Origin of the sequence: Mesorhizobium temperatum, assembly GCF_002284575.1 — a bacterium.
GTDB lineage: Bacteria > Pseudomonadota > Alphaproteobacteria > Rhizobiales > Rhizobiaceae > Mesorhizobium > Mesorhizobium temperatum.
Map to the genome: position 1 here is coordinate 62229 of NZ_NPKJ01000071.1, position 16653 is coordinate 78881.

Consider the following 16653-nt stretch of genomic DNA (forward strand, 5'->3'; position numbering starts at 1 on the left):
GAGCAAAAATGTCGGGAACTCTCGTGCTCGTGCGCCATGGCCAGAGCGAATGGAACCTGAAGAACCTGTTCACCGGCTGGCGCGATGTCGACCTGACCGAACTGGGCCACGCCGAGGCCAAGGAGGCGGGCGCCAAACTGAAGGCGCGCGGCATGAAATTCGACATCGCCTTCACGTCGTCGCTGATCAGGGCGCAGAAGACCTGCCAGCACATTCTCGACGCGGTCGGCCAGAGCGATCTCGAGACCATCCGCGACCAGGCGCTGAACGAGCGCGATTATGGCGACCTCTCCGGCCTCAACAAGGACGACGCGCGCAAGAAATGGGGCGAGGAGCAGGTGCATGTCTGGCGCCGCTCCTACGACGTGCCGCCGCCCGGCGGCGAAAGCCTGAAGGACACCGGCGCGCGCGTCTGGCCCTATTATCTGCACGACCTGCAGCCGCATGTGCTGCGCGGCGGCACCGTGCTGGTGGCAGCGCACGGCAATTCGCTGCGCGCGCTGATCATGGCGCTGGACGGCAAGTCGGGCGAGGAGATCGTCAGACTGGAGCTCGGCACCGGCGTGCCGGTCATCTACAAGCTCAACGCCGATTCGACGGTGGCTTCGAAGGAAGTGCTGGAGGGGTGAGCCGGCGCGCGGGCGTGTTTCTTGATTGAGCAGAAAAAGCGCGTTGACACTCACCCGTTGCCCGCCTAAAGAGCCCGCACCAGCCCAGATGGCGGAATTGGTAGACGCGCACGGTTCAGGTCCGTGTTCCGCAAGGAGTGGAGGTTCGAGTCCTCTTCTGGGCACCATCATCTTGACCTCGAAAAAGTCATCGCCTTCGTCAACCGCTTTCGTCTCCGGAAGCAGATCGAGACGCTGCAGAGCGACCGGGAACCTTGGCGAATTCGTCGCGATAGCTGACAAGCGCATTGCAGGGATGAGCCGCCCGGATGCAATCGCTCTCTCCCGATTGTTGCTTGAGGAGGAACTCGACGCACTACTGGCGATTGCCAAGGGGCCAGCCCGACCCTTCGCTGGGCGATCTTCGGGCAGGTAATTTTCGGCAGGCGGAAAATCCTGAGGCGTCTGGCTTGGGCAGTTCCCTGCCGACGGCGCCGACCGTCAAGCTGATCTCGCTCGACGAACTCTTCGAGCGCTGGGAGGCGGAAAACCGATCCGAGTGCCAGCACACTGTCCAGCTGGCGCGGCATCATGCGCGACCTGAGATCATTCGTCGGCGAGAAGGCGGACGATATTACTCGCATCACCGCCGAGGATATCGTTCGGCGGAAAGACAAGCTCGTCAGAGCCAACAAGGCGGCGGCAACCATCTCGCGAGGCTATCTCGGCTGCGCCCGTGCGCTGTTCAGGTTTGCCGTGGCGAACAGGTTCGCGGCCTCCGATCCCTCCCAGGGCATCAAGATCGCGCGCAAGACGAAGGCGGGCAAGAAGATGCTCGGCTACAGCGGCGAGGAGGTGGCTCGTCTGCTGGAACCTGGCCAGCAATGCTTCTGAGCCCTCGAAGAAGTGGCCTGTTCGGTGGGGTCGCGATCTATACCCTGGGGATAGGTAACCTCTGCTTGATGCTCATAGACCGCGATCGACGGGCTGAGGTATCGTGGCGACAATGTCTGGGTGTTCGCATCGATGCCAAGCGCCGCATGAAGATCTTGACGGCATCGGTGGGATGGTGGGTTGGACAAGAGCGTGGAATGCCTCGTTGGCCAAGAATTGACTGCGGTGGCCTTCCTGCAGTCCCTAGTGAAGTACTAGGCCAACGGGAAATCCTTTATGCAGATTTACGTGTACCGGACCGAACGATCCTACAAGCGCAGCTTCGGGCTGCGCATGCTGGGACTCGCTCTCGGTTTGCTGGTCTGGATTGCGCCGGTCTACTCGCAAGAGGTGCTGCGCATACCCTACGTGGCCGATATCGGCACTTTCGATCCGGACAACGGGTTTGAGACCGGCGCGATAAGCGCAATCAACAACGTCTATGAAGGGCTCGTCGAGTACGAGCCGGGTTCGACCAGGATTGTCGGTTTGCTCGCTAGGACCTGGGAAATTTCCGATGACGGGCTTACCTACACGTTTCACCTGGCCGGGGGAGTGAAGTTCCACGACGGCACGCCGTTCAATGCGGCGGCGGTCATAAATTCCTTCGAACGCCGCCGCGATCGTGGACTGAACCTGAGCTACTTCCTGGCGAACGTGAAAGACATGAGGGCGCCTGACGATTCCACGGTCGTGCTCACGCTGGGCCATCCTCAGCCTTCTTTCCTCGACGCCCTTGCGAGTCCCTGGGGACCGAAGGTCATTAGCCCGAAAGCGCTTGCCGAGCATGACAATGGCAATTTCGCGACGACCTGGCTCAATGAGCATGCGGCGGGAACGGGTCCGTTTAAACTGGCCGAATTCAAGCGCGGCCAGCGCTATGTGCTCGAACGCAACGACGACTATTGGGGCGACAAACCGTCCTTCCGGCAGATCCAGATTTCGGTCGTGCCCGATATCAGCCAGCAGATACTTCAATTGCAGGCGGGTGCGATCGATGCCGTGCCGATCAACTATCCGTTCGCGCAACTCACCAGCTTGCCGGAGGGTCTGGAGATCACTGCGGCCCCGAGCATGATACCGTACGATCTCTTCGTTAAGCCGAACTCCCCGCTCGATGACGCGGAGGTCCGCATGGCCGTTTTGACAGCGATCAACCCAGCGCTGTGGGTCAAGGACGCCTTTGGAGAGTTCGCACGCCTGTCGAGGTCGGTATATCCGAACGTGATGCTCGACCCGGTGAATCCGATCCGGTTCCCGACCGACTTCGAGGCAGCGAAAGCCGCGATCACCAAACATGGCGCGGTCAATTTGGTCATTGGCCTCCATAGCGCGGCCCCGAGCTACGGCCGCATCGCCGACCTGATGATAGCGCAACTGGCGTTGATCGACGTAAAGGCAACGGCTTACGTGCTGCCCTCCGGCGCTGCTTACACCTTGAAGGACGACCCAAACCCTCCCGATTTACTGCTCACGATCGCAGGCCCGGACGCCGCTCATCCGGAAAGCCAAGCCAAGGTGTTCTTCACAAAAGACGCTTCCCTCAACTTTTTTGGGCGGGTGCTGCCGCAAGCCGATGCCATCGTGGACCAGGCCGGGCAGTTGACCGACGTCAAAGAACGCGACGCGCTCTACGAAAGAGCGGGGCAGATGTATTTCGATGCCGGCATCATCATCCCGCTTGTGGACGTCAACGATGTGGTTGTCCACGCCAAGGGTCTGAAGGATCTTGGACTCCGTCCCGTGAACCCACCCGGCAACATCGACTTCGCCACCGTTCGCTGGGGGCGCTGAATTCCGAAACCAGGTCAGGCTCGTCACGCACATGGCTAAGCTTTCGCACCGAATGTCCGAACCCGTGACCGAGTCCGTCCTCACCGTCAAAGACCTCTCAGTCATTCTCAGCCGCGAAGGCCGTCCTTCCCGCGTCCTTGATGGCATCAGTTTCGACATATTTCCGAGCGAGATCATCGCGCTGGTCGGGGAAAGCGGTTCCGGCAAGACAAGCATCGGGCTGACACTTCAGGGGCTCTTGCCGCGCGAATACCTTCCGCAGATTGCAGGCTCGATCCGGTTAGCGGGCATCGAGCTTGTCGGCGCGGGAAGGCGCACCTGGCAGTCGGCCCGTCGCCACCTCGTCCGCGCCATCTCGCAGGACCCGATGGGCGCGCTCAACCCCACGATGACGATCCGCCGCCAGATGCAAGAATCCAATGGGGGGGCCGAGAGATCGATCGAAGACTGGCTCAACCGAACCGGCCTGCCTGACCCGGACCGCATCGCCGATGCGCTTCCGCATCGCCTGTCGGGGGGGCAGCGACAGCGCGTGTTAATTGCCATGGCGATGATGGCAAGACCGAAGCTGCTCATCGCCGATGAGCCGACCACCGCGCTCGACGTCACCGTGCAAGCGCAGATCCTCGACCTATTGCGAGATCTCGCCCGCGATCAGCAGACGGCAATTCTGTTCGTTACGCACGATCTGAGTGTCGCAGCCTCACTGGCCGACCGCATCCTGGTTCTCTACGCCGGACGCATCGTTGAAATGGGCCGCATGCAGGACGTGGCCCGCAATGCCGCGCACCCCTATTCTGCCGGCCTGCTCGCCGCTCGATTCGATGTGGACTCTGATCGACGGCGCCCGCTTCCCACGCTCCCGTCCGAGCGTACGTCCTCCGTAGATGTTGGGAACGCCTGCGCCTACGCGACACGCTGCCCGATCGCCCAGCCAGATTGCACGGCAATCCGCCCACCGCTGGAGCCTGCTTCCGTCCACGATGGCGCGGTCGCCTGAGCGAATTGTTCGATCGAAGCGTCGGAGACCCGCGGCTGTCGGATATGCGAACTACTCCGCGTTCACGAGGCCAAGCACGGGAGATCCAGTTTGCGACCTTTGAAAGTATCGGTGCTCGTTGGGCTGGCAGCACTGGTTGCGACATTCGTTTGGCTCCGGGGTTGCGACACTCGGATCGCCGCCACGGACATACCCCTTGACGCGGCGCAAGCAGAGAAGGCTTTGATCGCCGGCTATGGCGAGATCAGGATATATCGCGACGCTCGGATCGCCGCAGGAGATGTGCGCGACTGGACGCCGGCAACCGAGCCGGATGGCCTCGATGTCCTCATGATCTCCGGCGGAGGTGCGGGAGGCGCCTTTGGCGTCGGCGTGCTTTCGGCGTGGAGCGAGACCGGGACCCGCCCGCAATTTGATGTAGTCACCGGCGTAAGCACTGGCGCCCTAATCGCGCCATTCGCGTTCCTCGGATCGGCTCATGACGGCACGCTGGTGCATCTCTTTACAAGCGGCGTCGCCGACGATCTTGTCGCAACCAAATTTCCCGTGGGCTTGATCGGATCGAGCTTGCTGAGATCCACGCCAATGAGGCGGATGGTCGAGGAGTTCATCACACAAGCGGTCCTGCAGCAGGTTGCAGCCGAGCATCGCAAAGGCCGCCGCCTCCTGGTCCTCACGACGAATCTCGACACCCAGCGGGCCGTCGTGTGGAACATGGGCGCCATCGCCAACAGCGGCCGATTGGACGCGCTGAAGCTGTTTCAGGACATTATGATCGCTTCGGCGAGCATTCCGGGCGTTTATCCGGCGGTCATGATCGAGGCCGAGTCAGGAGGGCGCCGCTTCCAGGAAATGCATTCCGATGGAGGGTCGACGTCGCAAGTCCTGATACTTCCGCAGGCAATTCTGGCAAGCACGAACCCTCTCGTGCCCGCGAAACGTCAGAGTGTCGATTTCCATGTGATCGTAAACAACGCGCTCATACCGGAATTCGCCACCACGCGGAATAGAACGTTGTCCGTGATCGCAAGAGCGTATTCCATCCTCCTCAAGTCACAGACACAGAGTGAACTGGCTATCCTCTACAACTATGCCAAACTGACCGGGGCACGTTTCCACCTTGCGACCATTGACGCTCAAGTCCCCTATTCGATGCTCGATCCTTACAACGCCAGCTATATGCAAGCTGTCTATGACCTCGGATACGCCGGGTTGGCGGCTGGCACCCTTTGGAAAGACAGCCCTGAATTCGCCGACAGGCGCCTGTGATCGGCATCCTCAACGTCAGGCTCTGCTCCGGCAGGAGCGTGTCCGACAGTAAGAAGGCGGATTTCCTACGGCCAAGAACGCTGTGACCCCAAGCGCTTCGATATTCTCCGCCAGCACGGCGCTCAACTGCACTAGACCTTAGCATCGCCCGACAGATGCCTGCGTAGAATAGGCTGCTGCGCGGGACCGCGTCATTCTCCTCGCATCGGCCGCCCCCGACATCGATGGCGTGGTGCGGAGCCGGACTGAAGAAGGAGACGAAGATGACAGATGCCCGCCGCGGCTTGGAACGCGGGGATCGTCGGCGCGCTGATTGCCTGCTGCTCCGTCGTGGCGCTCTACCGCTACGGAGCATGGACGGAGTGGTCCAATCTCGGCTTGGGGTGCTGGGGGGTAGCCGCTCCGTTCCTGCTCGGCTTCGGATCGGCGCAGGCGGCGATGTGGACGCACGTCTTGGTTGGGCTTTGCGTCGCGACGATCGCCATCATCCAGCTTTCGAGCGGCCGCAAGGCGCAGATGCTTTCCAGGTCCGACGTCAGATAATTTCATGGAAGCCGAGGCACCAGGGGACGGGCGCGCCGAACTGTTTCCGCGACCGTCCCCTGGGATGCTTCGGCGGGTTGCGCGTGAAAACCCGCGCCGCAAGCCCGAACCGGCAAGAGAACAGATCATGGACCCCGTGAATTCCGAACCAACACTCGAAGAGATGCTGGACGATCCTATCGTCCAGCATTTGATGCGGCGCGACAACGTCTGCGCCGACGATGTGAGGCGGATCGTTCATGAGGCCCGTGAGGCATATCGGCGTCGACGCCTGCTGGTCGAACGGGGCACGCCGCTCGACTTTTCCCCAAACGACCCGATTCTGACGGCAACGATTGCCCTTCTACTTCCGGCTGCGTCGAACGCCGTTCAGGAAGATTTCTACAGCAGAAGCAACCGCCTCCCGCGCTTCTTCGTCCGACGGCGGGGGCCGGAGCCCGAGAACGACCTGCAGATGCAGGTTGTCGCGGGTCATGCCTACAAAGTGCCCGGCCAGACGCAAGCAATCGTCCGCCTGTATTTCCCCCCGTTCCCTGGCGGCTTCGAGGACCTCGGCGAGCCGGACCGCGGTCCGTCCTGGCCCCTGTTCGTAGAACGACTTCACGAGATCGGGGAAGCGGTTGGCCTCGGTAACGGCAATTCGGTAGATTCCGATCAAAGTGGGAGACATGTAGGCGTCCATGGAATGCCGGCCGAACGCCGTCAGTGTCGCCCGCAGATCGTGGCCTTCTATTTCCTCGATCACCAAGGGCGACAGCAGATTGTCTGCGCTTTCCGTGACGATAGCGGAGAACAGGCCCTCCTTGTTGCCGAACTCATTGTAAATGTTGCGTTTCGATCCGCCGGCGCGTTCGATGATCGCGTCGATGCTCGTCGCGGCGTAGCCTTGTTCGAAAAAGACCTCGGCAGCCGCTTGAAGAAGAGCCTCCCGGCGGCCGTTGCGCCGTGTGGTCCTTGCAGCAGCCATTCATCCACTCCAGTCCATCCCTTGACTGGTAACAACCATTACCATAAACGTCAATGGTAACGCCTATTACCGGAGGCCCGTCATGCCGCATAGCAGGAAAAAGACGATCGGCCTGCTGCTGTGCCTATCAGCCGTGGTCGCCCTTGGCGCAGGATGGGCTTGGGCCCGTTCGGATGACACGTCGACCGACAACGCATACGTCCGCGGGGATGTGACCGGGCTTGCGCCGAAGATCGCGGGCTACGTTACCGCAGTAGAGGTTCGGGACAACCAGGCCGTCCGGGCGGGTGACGTCCTGTTCCGGATCGACGACCGCGACTACCGCGCGCGGCTCGCGCAGGCTGTGGCCAATGTCGAAGCCGCTCAGGCGCGCCTTGGCAATGTCGACGCCGAAGTCCAGCTTCAGCATGCCCTCATCAGGCAGGCCGAAGCCCAGACGCGTTCGGTCGAGGCCGAGCTGAACCTCGCGACCAAGGCGTCCGACCGCCGCCGCGAACTTATTCGTACCAACGCCGTAAGCCAGGCCGAGGTCGATGAAAGTGATGCCGCGCGGTCGAGGGCCGAAGCGGCCGTGGCGGCGGCATTGGCAGCACTGGAGGCACAGCGGCAACGCATCGCCGTGCTCGACGCCCAGCGCGAAGCCGCCGTGGCCGCGGTAGCGCAGGCCCGGGCCACGGAGGAACTCGCTCAAATCGACCTCGACAACGCCGTGGTTCGCGCGCCGGTAGACGGCGTCGTCGGCAACCGCCAGGTTCGCATCGGCCGGCTTGTGGCGCCGGGTGCCTCTCTGCTCGATATTGTTCCGGTCAATGATCTGTGGGTCGTGGCGAACTTCAAGGAAACCCAGATCGAACATATCCAGCCCGGTCAACACGTCCGCATCACCATCGATGGCTACCCAAACGAGACGTTTGAAGGGATGGTGGACAGCTTTGCGCCCGGCAGTGGGTCTGCCTTCAGTTTGCTCCCCGCAGACAATGCGACAGGAAACTTCGTTCGCGTCGTTCAGCGCGTTCCGGTTAAGATCCGATTTATCGGCAATCCGCTGCCCGGTCGCCTCGTGCCCGGCCTGTCCGCGCGTGTCGAGATTGATCGCGGTAGAGACTCATGACCGCAGTGGTCATCGCCATCCCGGACCGCAACCGACCAGCAACTGGAGCCCTTCTCGTCGCGGGCATAATACTAGCCACTCTGACAGAGGCGATCGCCAGCACAGTCCTGTCGCTCGGGCGTGGCGATATCATCGGCGACATCTATGCAACTCCCGATGAGTTCGCCTGGCTGGATGTGGGATATACCGCTCCGAAACTGATCGGGTTCATGGCCGCCGCCGGGCTGATGAACCGCGTCAGTCCACGCTGTCTGATCGTCGGCTCGACCATAGCCATGGGCGCATCCTGCGCCCTTGCCGCCATCACAACTCAATTGGATCTGCTGGTTGTGCTCCGCGTAATGCAAGGCTTCTCCGGAGGCGTCCTGCTCGTCGCGGGGCAGACGATCATTTTTCTCGCTTATCCGCGACGCCATCAGCCGATCCTTCAGGCCCTGTTCGCAATCGGTTCGGTCGTTGCCCCCGCGACGATCGCCCCAGCCTTTGAGGGCTGGTTGCTCGACAGCCAGTCGTGGATGTGGATCTTCTTCAGCGTCGTCCCGGTGGCGCTGGCGGCCGCCGGATTCTTGCTGCTCGCGGACTGCCCGGCGCCCGTCAAAGCCGGACCCCGCCCGTTCGACTGGCTTGGGTTCTCGCTCCTCTCGACCGCACTGTTCTGCTTCACATACGTATTCGGCCAAGGCAGCCGATGGAACTGGTTCGAAGAACGACACATCGTCTGCCTAACGGTGGTCGGCACGGCCACTCTGCTGGCATTTCTCGGCCAACAAGTGATCGCCAAAGGTCAGGGCCTGCTGGACTTCACCCCGTTCCGGTCGGACGATTTTTCCTTCGCCTTCATCGTCAGTTTCGTCGCCGGCGCCGCCTTGTTCGGGAGCGCGTTCCTGATCCCTTCGTTCGCCGTGTCCGTCCTTGCGTTCACGCCAACCGACGCCGGCCTGCTCCTGTTGCCGAGCGGCGCACTTTTCATCGGCGCGCTCCTCATCGCTGCTTTCCTCATGCAGGTCCGCCGCGTTCCTCCGATCGCCACGGTGCCCTTTGGAATCCTTATGATCATGGTTGCGATGTGGATGCTGTCCGGGTCGACCATCGAAAGCGGCGCGGACAACATGATGCCAGCCATTCTGTTGCGTGGCCTCGGCCTCGGCTTCCTGTTCCTGTCGATCACTCTCATCGCTTTCGGCGAGCTCAACCACCAAAACCTCGCATCCGGCGTAGGCCTCTTCAATACGGGTCGCCAGCTCGGTGGCCTCATGGGTGTCGCCTGGCTGCAGACATTGATCGAGAATAACGTCGCCGCCAATGTCGCAGTGCTCGGCGCCAACGTCACCGCGGGCATTCCCGCGGTCAGCGAGCGTCTGGCAACGACGACAGCCATGCTCGCGGCAAAAGGAATGGATCCCGTGGCAGCTGGCCGGGCAGCGACGAGCCTGCTGGGCAGAGCGGTCGCCGGTCAGTCCACAGTGATCGCCTTCGACGCCGCGTTCAACGCAGTCGCGCTGCTGTTCGTGGTTGCCGCGCCCGTGCTGGTCACGATCAAGATCGGCCTTGCCCGATACATGAGAAAGCGCACGGAACAGTCGTCCCTGGCGCTGAGGGCGGTTCCGATGCCGATCGCGCCGACGCCCGACATGACCCCGAGCTTGCCGCCTTCAACCTTGGCCTCGAACGCCCTTGTCGAAGGGAGTCAGAGGCAAATGGAAGACGCACAGTTGCCAGCGTGACAAACGCCCCTGGAAAGATTCTCGCCAGCCAGCCATGTCGTGAATGCCCGCAGTACGGTGTGATCGATTGGCAGCCATGACATGGGCAAGGGCCCGAGGCCGATGAGCTGGTATTGGAATTCGAAATCTGGCCGGCGTGATGGAATGAAACGCGAGACGGCCGAGCTAGCTCGCAGGGCGAGTGTCCGGACAAGTCCTGGGTGAGTTCTCGGATAGTCGTGAAATGAGCATGGGAATGGCGCACTGGCCGGCAGTGGCGGCAAACGCGGCGGAAGCCGGCCGCAGCGATTCGGCGATACGGATGGTTGTCGATAGCGCGTCCCCGGCGGATCATTGCGCACCGCCAGGGATCAGCGGTGACACGGCGACAGCCGCGCCGCCGGTCTGTAGCGGGCTAATTGAGCCCCGCCTTGTCCAGGCCATACATTGCATCGGCGGAACCCGGCACGGTCTTGAAACCGACGTTGAGGCGGTTCTACGAGTTGATCACCATGACAGCGAAGCTAAGATCGGAGATCTCCTTTTCCGACAGCTGCGTGCGGACGCGCTCATAGAGCTCATCGGAAACGCCCTGGTCCGGCAGCTTGGTCAGGACTTCCGTCCATGCGAGTGCGGCGCGCTCGCGGGGGGCAAACAGGGTCGAATCCCTCCACGCGGCCAAGTGGTAGAGGCGCAGTTCGCGCTCGCCATGCATTTTTGCCTGCTTGACGTGCATATCGAGGCAGAAGGAGCAGCCGTTGAGCTGCGAAGCACGAATATTGACAAGATTGAGGATGGACTCCTCGATCGAGCTTGCATGGAGAGCCGTTACAACCCCGGTGAACTTCTTCACGAGTTCCGGAGATTGCTCGGCCCAGTTAACACGAGGCCCATGCTTGGTCCCGGCCTGCGCCGTCGGTTTGGTGGCGATATTCATGAATGTCTCCTTGAAGGCGGTTTATCGCCTGCAAATCATGCCGGGACGCGCCGGGCCGAGCCATCATGCGAGAGGCCATGTCGCCACTCGGCTGGTCTAGGCAGCATCATCCTGAGGGCTAGGCCAGGTACGCTTCGGCCACGCCTCATGGATTTCCATGAGGTGCAGCCGGGGGGGCGCCGAATTAGAGTGGGCCATGAGTTCGCCTGCCGAGATCATGAGTTCGCCAGCCCGAATATCGCGGAGACGTGCTACACGCAGCGTTGACAATCCCCAGCCCTTCTTTGCCCGGCAGGAGAAACCGATGATGTCCGTCTGGTCGCGCCCGCAATTCCTTCATCTGGGGCTATTTTTTGCGGCATATGTCTTGGGCTGCGGGTTCGCCCAAGCGCTCGCAATCGTCCCCGGAATAACGGTTTCCATTTGGCCTCCGGGCGGCGTTTTCATCGCGACGCTCATCCTCACCTCTCCTTACAGTTGGCCGTGGTGGATACTGGCGGGTTGCCTGGCGGAGATGTTCGCGCAGTTCGTGTGGTTCCACAGTCCGCTGCCTGCGGGCTTTCTGATCTATATCGGCAACGCCCTTGGCGCGGCTGTCGGCGCAACGCTTGTGAACCGGGCATGCGGGCGTCCGGTTCGGCTTGAAACTTTGCAGGAAGTCCTCGCATTCGTCGTACTCGGCGCTGGAGTTGCGCCGCTCGTCAGCGCGACGGTCGGAAGCGCGACGCTTGCGTGGTTTGGCGTGGAATCGCAAACCTTCACGGCGGTATGGCCGCTGTTTTGGATTGGAGACGCCACCGGAATCCTGCTCGTAGCGCCACCGGCACTGGTCGTGATCCAGTATTGGCGCAGCAAAACCCAACTCTCTCCCGCGCAGCCGGTAGAAGCCAGCGTCCTGGGTCTGATCTTCCTGGGGGTCGCCGCGCTTTCCTTGAGCGACGTCTACCTGCCCACCCCCTACATCATCATGCCGCCCCTTCTTTGGGCCGCGGCGCGCTTCGAGTTCAGAGGCGCCGCCGTCGCCTTGACGCTCCTCGCCCTGATCACGATGGCACTTACGATATCTGGAGACAGCCAGTTTGTCGGCGCTCCCGAATTCCAGAGACAAAGGCAGGTCATGCTGCAGCTTTTTCTGGCAATCTCGGCATTTTCGGCGCTCATCGTGGCGGCCATATCCCGGCAGCGTCAGCTGGCGCTGGTCACATCGCGCGACAGGGAGCGGGAGCTTTCGCAGCTTGTCGATATGGTTCCAAGCCAGGTCTGGCGTCTCGCGCCCGACGGCGAGCCGATTTTCTTCAACAAGCGCATGGTCGATTTTCTCGGCCTGGACGTGGCGGATACGATCAAGCCGGGCATGAGCCGCATGACGGCGATGATAGAGGCCGGCGTCCATCCGGACGACAGAGCAGCGTTCTCGGACACGCTCCGCCATTGTCTCGCCACCGGCGAGGTCCTTGCGATGCGGTATCGCTTGCGCCGTCAAGACGGGGTCTACCGCTGGATGTCGAGCCGCGCCGAGCCGATGAGGGACCAGGACGGGCGCATCGTCCAGTGGTACGGGCTCTGTCACGACATAGACGATCAGATGCATGCCGAAGAGGCGCTGCGGCGGAGCGAGCGGCAGCTTCAGGAGACGATCGATGCCGTACCAGTCCGGATCTGGAGCGCAAAGCCTACGGGCGGGCCGGTCTACTTCAACAAGCGCTACCAGGACCATTTCCGCTCCGTCATCGCGGATTTCGAAGCTCTCGAGGAGCCGCGCATCGAGCAACTGCTGCAGGAGCTGATCCATCCCGAAGATGCTCCCGAGGTACAGAACACCCTACGGAATTGCTTCGAAACCGGTGGCATGTCCACGATGCGATTTCGTTGGCGCGAACAGCACGGCGCGTACCGCTGGGCGGAGTGCAGGGTAGAGCCTCGGCGTAACGAAGACGGTGAGGTCGTGGAATGGTACGGCGTTTCGCTCGACGTCGACGAGGAGGTGCGTGCGCAGGAAGCCTTGCGCGACAGGGAGCGCGAGCTCTCGCAGCTCGTGAATATGGTTCCCGTCCATATCAGGCGTCTGACGCCGAAAGGCGAGCCGACCTTCTTCAACAAGCGCTTGCTCGACTTCTTCGGCTTGAACGACCTGGCCCAACTGGACAAGCCGGACATGAGCCGACTGGCGGCAGCCATAACGACCCTCGTCCATCCGGAAGATGCCGCACGTCTGCTGGAGACCGTCCGCCACTCCTTCGCCACCGGGGAGCCCTACTCTATGAAGTACCGTATGCGTCATGCGGATGGCGCGTATCGCTGGGTGGACGGCCGCGGGGAACCGGTGCGGGACCAAAGCGGCGCGATCATGCAATGGTATGCCATTTCCATTGACATCGACGATGAGATGCGCGCGCAGGAAGCGCTGCGCGACCGGGAACGTCAGCTTCAACAGCTCATCGACACCGTGCCCGTGCAGATCTGGTCTGTCACGCCTGGCGGGGACCCTGCATATATCAACAAAACGATGATGGACTATATCGGCCTGAAGCTGGATGATTTTGATGCCGACGGAGGCCTGCCCAGTGCGATCTGGACCATCGTCCATCCGGAAGACAGGGCCCGTTTGCTGCAGGCCTTGACCCATTCCCTCAGCACGGGCGAACCGTTCGAGCTGAAGTTTCGCAACCGCCGGTGGGATGGTTCATACCGCTGGACGGAGGGGCGTGCTGAACCACTCCGTGACGAGAGCGGCCGCATCATCCGGTGGTTCGGCGCCAACGTCGATATCCATGATTTCGTGACTTCTCAGGAAGCGCTGCAAGAGCGGGAGCGCTTCCTCTGGCAACTCGTTGAAACGCTGCCGGCAATGATCGATTGCGCGGCGCCGGATGGCGAGCCGGTCTATCGTAGCCAGCAGCTCCGCGAGTTCCTGGGGTATGAGCTTGAGCGATTGGACGGCACCGGAAAGTCCCGGCTGGCCGGCACGCTTGACGCCGGTGTGCATCCCGACGACTTGGCGGGCGTCAAGGGAGGATATGCTCATTCGTTGTCCACCGGCGAGCCCTATGCGCGCAGGCACCGCCTGCGGCGGTTCGACGGCGAGTATCGCTGGGTCGAGACACGCGCCGCGCCGATGCGCAATACCGAAGGGACTATCGTGCAGTGGAATGTCATCTGCCTCGATGTTGAAAATGAGGTTCGGGCGGAGGAAGAGCTGCGGCTGGCGCAAGAGAGCCTTGCACGAGCGAGTCAGGCCGCGAGCCTTGCTGAGCTCTCTGCTTCCATCGCGCACGAAGTAAACCAGCCGCTGGCGGCCGTGGTGGCGAACTCGCATGCCTGCCAGCGATGGCTTATGGCTGAGCCGCCAAATCTCGAGCGTGCGCAGAAGACGGTGGAGCGCATTATTCGTGACGCAAATGCGGCCGCCGACGTCGTGAGTCGCATCCGCGCTCTGTTCAAACAATCCGGCGAGGCAAGGAGTTCTACGGCGCTCAGTGGCGTTATCGCCGAGGCGCGCAACCTGATGGCCGAGGAAGCGGCGCGGCGGCGCGTCCGCATGGATATCGACGTCGAACGCGACCTGCCGCTCGTCGCGCTGGACCGCGTACACATCCAGCAGGTTCTGGTGAACCTCATTCGCAACGGCATGGATGCCATGGACGCCGTTACGGGCGACCGGGTTCTTGAGGTCCGTGTGCGCCGCATAGGCGATGTGGTTCAGACGGAGATCAGCGATCGTGGCGCGGGGATCGAGTTTCCCGACAACATATTCGAACCGTTCTTCACGACGAAGGGGAACGGAATGGGCATGGGGCTCGCGATCTGCCGTTCGATCGTCGAATCGCACGGCGGACGCCTGTGGGCGGAGAAGAACGAACCACATGGGGCGACGTTCGTCTTCACCTTGCCGGTTGAAGTGAAAGCGGCGCCATGACCACAGATGACCATTTCGTCTTCATCGTGGACGACGATGCGCGCCTGCGGGAGGCGCTGAGCGAGCTGCTGGATTCGCACGGTATCCGCGCCGCTGCGTTCGGATCGGCCAGCGAATACATCGGTGCAAACAAGCCGGACATCCCGGCATGCCTCATCCTCGACGTCGAGCTGCCCGACATCAACGGCCTGGATCTGCAGAGGCAGATATCAAAGGGAGATCATCCGCCGATCGTTTTCATAACAGGGCACGGCGACATCCCGTCCTCCGTCCAGGCGATCAAGCATGGCGCCGTGGACTTTCTCACCAAGCCTTTCAGTGATGCGGATCTCATGGCTGCAATCCAAACGGCGCTCGCCGAGGATCGGGAAAGGAGGTCCGCGCGTGCTGAACTGGTCGCGCTGAAGCAACGCTATCTCGACCTGACGCCGCGCGAACGCGAGGTGCTGCCGCTCGTGGTGAGCGGCCTTCTCAACAAACAGGCAGCCGCTGAGCTCGGAATCAGCGAGGTCACGCTGCAGATCCATAGAAGGAATGTGATGCAGAAAATGGCGGCGTCATCGCTCGCCGATCTCGTGCGTATCGCGCAGCGACTGGAGATACCAATCACCCACTCGCGCCGAGCGGGAGGGAACCGGGCGTGACCAAGGGAAGACCTGTCGTGGCCGTTGTCGATGACGATCCAAGGCTACTCGAGTCGCTGGAGGATCTGCTGGAGTCCGCCGGCTATGCGGCCCGCAGCTTCTCGTCAGCGCGATCATTGCTCATCAACGGGCTGTCCGGCCTTGACGTGCTCATCACCGACATCGGGATGCCCGGCATGGACGGCTTCGAACTTTGTGATCTGGTGAAGAAGGTGCGCCCGGACCTGCCGGTGTTCCTGATCACCGGGCGCCACGAGATTGCCGATGCGGACAGAGCCCAGGGCGTCAGCGGGTGCTTCCGTAAGCCCTTCGATGCGAAGGTCATGCTGGCAGCCATCGGCAATGTATTACGCAAATCGAAAAATGGAGATGAGCATGAGAGTTGAGCAGCCGCCGCACTTACGGAGATCGGCGCCGTTGTCATCGCAGCGCAGGAGCGAAGCGGAACAGCCCCTCGTTATCATTGTGGATGACGATGCGTCTGTTCAGGAGGCGCTGTCCGAATTGATACTCTCCGCGGGGTTCCAGCATGTCTGTTTCAGCTCGACGCGCGAATTGCTCGATGCCGACGTACTGGATAGCGCCGGTTGTCTGATCCTCGATGTGCGCATGCCGGGAGCGAGCGGTCTCGATCTGCAGCGGCATCTGGCCCAAAGCGGCAACCCCAAGCCAGTCATTTTCCTGACCGGGCATGGCGACATTCCGATGACCGTCCAGGCAATGAAGGCCGGGGCCGTGGATTTTCTCACCAAGCCGGTGCGGGACCAAACGCTGCTTGACGCTGTTATTGCGGGCATTGCGATGGATGCCGCGCGGCGGGCGGAAGCCGCGGTCGTCAAGCGCAATGTCGAACGCTTTGAGACGCTGACGCCACGCGAGCGCGAGGTTCTGCATCAGGTGGCGCGCGGGCGCCTCAACAAGCAGATCGCCTTCGACCTCGGCATCAGCGAGGTGACGGTAAAACTGCACCGCGGCAGCGTCATGCGCAAGATGGAGGCCGCTTCCATCGGTGAGTTGATCCGGGCATGGGAGACGCTGCCGGCGCCGATGCGCGAGGTCGGCGGGGCCAGGACTGCGGCATGAGCCGATCCCTGCGTCGTCCGACGGGGCTCGGCGCGCCTGACGAGCGGCGCGCCGCCGGTCAAGGGCGAAACGGCCGGGAGGCCGAGCCGGCTGTTTCGGCCAAGTCGAGCAAGAGATCTGGCTAGAGGTGTTCAGGCGGTCGGGC

13 protein-coding genes, 1 tRNA gene and 1 pseudogene are annotated in these 16653 nt (G+C 62.0%); 13 read left to right on the top strand and 2 right to left on the bottom strand.

What is annotated here, in order from left to right; genetic code table 11:
* The first annotated feature begins 8 nt into the window (after positions 1-8).
* The 7 genes from CIT26_RS30090 to CIT26_RS30120 all read left to right on the top strand — a co-directional run bounded on the left by CIT26_RS30090 (position 9) and on the right by CIT26_RS30120 (position 6147).
* Positions 9-629: a 2,3-bisphosphoglycerate-dependent phosphoglycerate mutase gene (locus CIT26_RS30090; protein ID WP_095495935.1), complete on the top strand. Its 621-nt coding sequence runs from the start codon at positions 9-11 to the stop codon at positions 627-629.
* A gap of 82 nt (positions 630-711) precedes the next feature.
* A tRNA-Leu gene (locus tag CIT26_RS30095) sits at positions 712-796 on the top strand.
* 382 nt (positions 797-1178) lie between these two features.
* Positions 1179-1502 carry a site-specific integrase gene (locus tag CIT26_RS30100; RefSeq protein WP_280951145.1) on the top strand — a complete coding sequence of 108 codons (324 nt, stop codon included), beginning with the start codon at positions 1179-1181 and terminating at the stop codon, positions 1500-1502.
* A 288-nt stretch (positions 1503-1790) separates the two neighbouring features.
* Entirely contained in the window at positions 1791-3335 is a 1545-nt protein-coding gene (locus CIT26_RS30105; protein ID WP_245319610.1) for an ABC transporter substrate-binding protein, read from the top strand.
* 31 nt (positions 3336-3366) lie between these two features.
* A complete protein-coding gene (locus CIT26_RS30110) occupies positions 3367-4335 on the top strand; it encodes an ABC transporter ATP-binding protein (protein WP_245319611.1) in 969 nt (322 codons plus the stop codon).
* 90 nt (positions 4336-4425) lie between these two features.
* Positions 4426-5604 (top strand): patatin-like phospholipase family protein, encoded by a 1179-nt coding sequence (locus CIT26_RS30115; protein WP_095495938.1) that lies wholly within the window; start codon positions 4426-4428, stop codon positions 5602-5604.
* A 270-nt stretch (positions 5605-5874) separates the two neighbouring features.
* On the top strand, positions 5875-6147 hold the full coding sequence (locus CIT26_RS30120; RefSeq protein WP_095495939.1) for an SPW repeat protein: 273 nt from the start codon (positions 5875-5877) through the stop codon (positions 6145-6147).
* A 343-nt stretch (positions 6148-6490) separates the two neighbouring features.
* Here CIT26_RS30120 and CIT26_RS30130 read toward each other — a convergent pair whose 3' ends face one another.
* A complete protein-coding gene (locus CIT26_RS30130; RefSeq protein ID WP_095495941.1) occupies positions 6491-7114 on the bottom strand; it encodes a TetR/AcrR family transcriptional regulator in 624 nt (207 codons plus the stop codon).
* A gap of 82 nt (positions 7115-7196) precedes the next feature.
* Between CIT26_RS30130 and CIT26_RS30135 the strand changes: the two genes are divergently transcribed.
* Both CIT26_RS30135 and CIT26_RS30140 read left to right on the top strand, forming a co-directional pair.
* Entirely contained in the window at positions 7197-8225 is a 1029-nt protein-coding gene (locus CIT26_RS30135) for an HlyD family secretion protein (protein ID WP_095495942.1), read from the top strand.
* The gene (locus CIT26_RS30140; RefSeq protein ID WP_095495943.1) at positions 8222-9949 is read left to right on the top strand and encodes an MFS transporter; all 1728 of its coding nucleotides are present in this window, start codon (positions 8222-8224) and stop codon (positions 9947-9949) included. Before CIT26_RS30135 ends, CIT26_RS30140 begins: the two co-directional genes overlap by 4 nt.
* A gap of 394 nt (positions 9950-10343) precedes the next feature.
* Here CIT26_RS30140 and CIT26_RS30145 read toward each other — a convergent pair.
* Positions 10344-10865: pseudogene (locus CIT26_RS30145) on the bottom strand (carboxymuconolactone decarboxylase family protein).
* 304 nt (positions 10866-11169) lie between these two features.
* Here CIT26_RS30145 and CIT26_RS30150 point away from each other — a divergent pair.
* From CIT26_RS30150 to CIT26_RS30165, 4 genes are read left to right on the top strand one after another with little or no spacing between them, the layout of a single operon-like run.
* The gene (locus CIT26_RS30150) at positions 11170-14781 is read left to right on the top strand and encodes a PAS domain-containing protein (protein WP_095495944.1); all 3612 of its coding nucleotides are present in this window, start codon (positions 11170-11172) and stop codon (positions 14779-14781) included.
* Complete coding sequence (locus CIT26_RS30155) at positions 14778-15425, top strand: response regulator transcription factor (RefSeq protein WP_095495945.1); 648 nt, start codon at positions 14778-14780, stop codon at positions 15423-15425. The genes CIT26_RS30150 and CIT26_RS30155 overlap by 4 nt, the downstream gene beginning before the upstream one ends.
* Positions 15422-15811: a response regulator gene (locus tag CIT26_RS30160; protein WP_095495946.1), complete on the top strand. Its 390-nt coding sequence runs from the start codon at positions 15422-15424 to the stop codon at positions 15809-15811. Before CIT26_RS30155 ends, CIT26_RS30160 begins: the two co-directional genes overlap by 4 nt.
* A complete protein-coding gene (locus CIT26_RS30165) occupies positions 15801-16508 on the top strand; it encodes a response regulator transcription factor (protein ID WP_095495947.1) in 708 nt (235 codons plus the stop codon). Before CIT26_RS30160 ends, CIT26_RS30165 begins: the two co-directional genes overlap by 11 nt.
* Positions 16509-16653 lie beyond the last annotated feature (145 nt).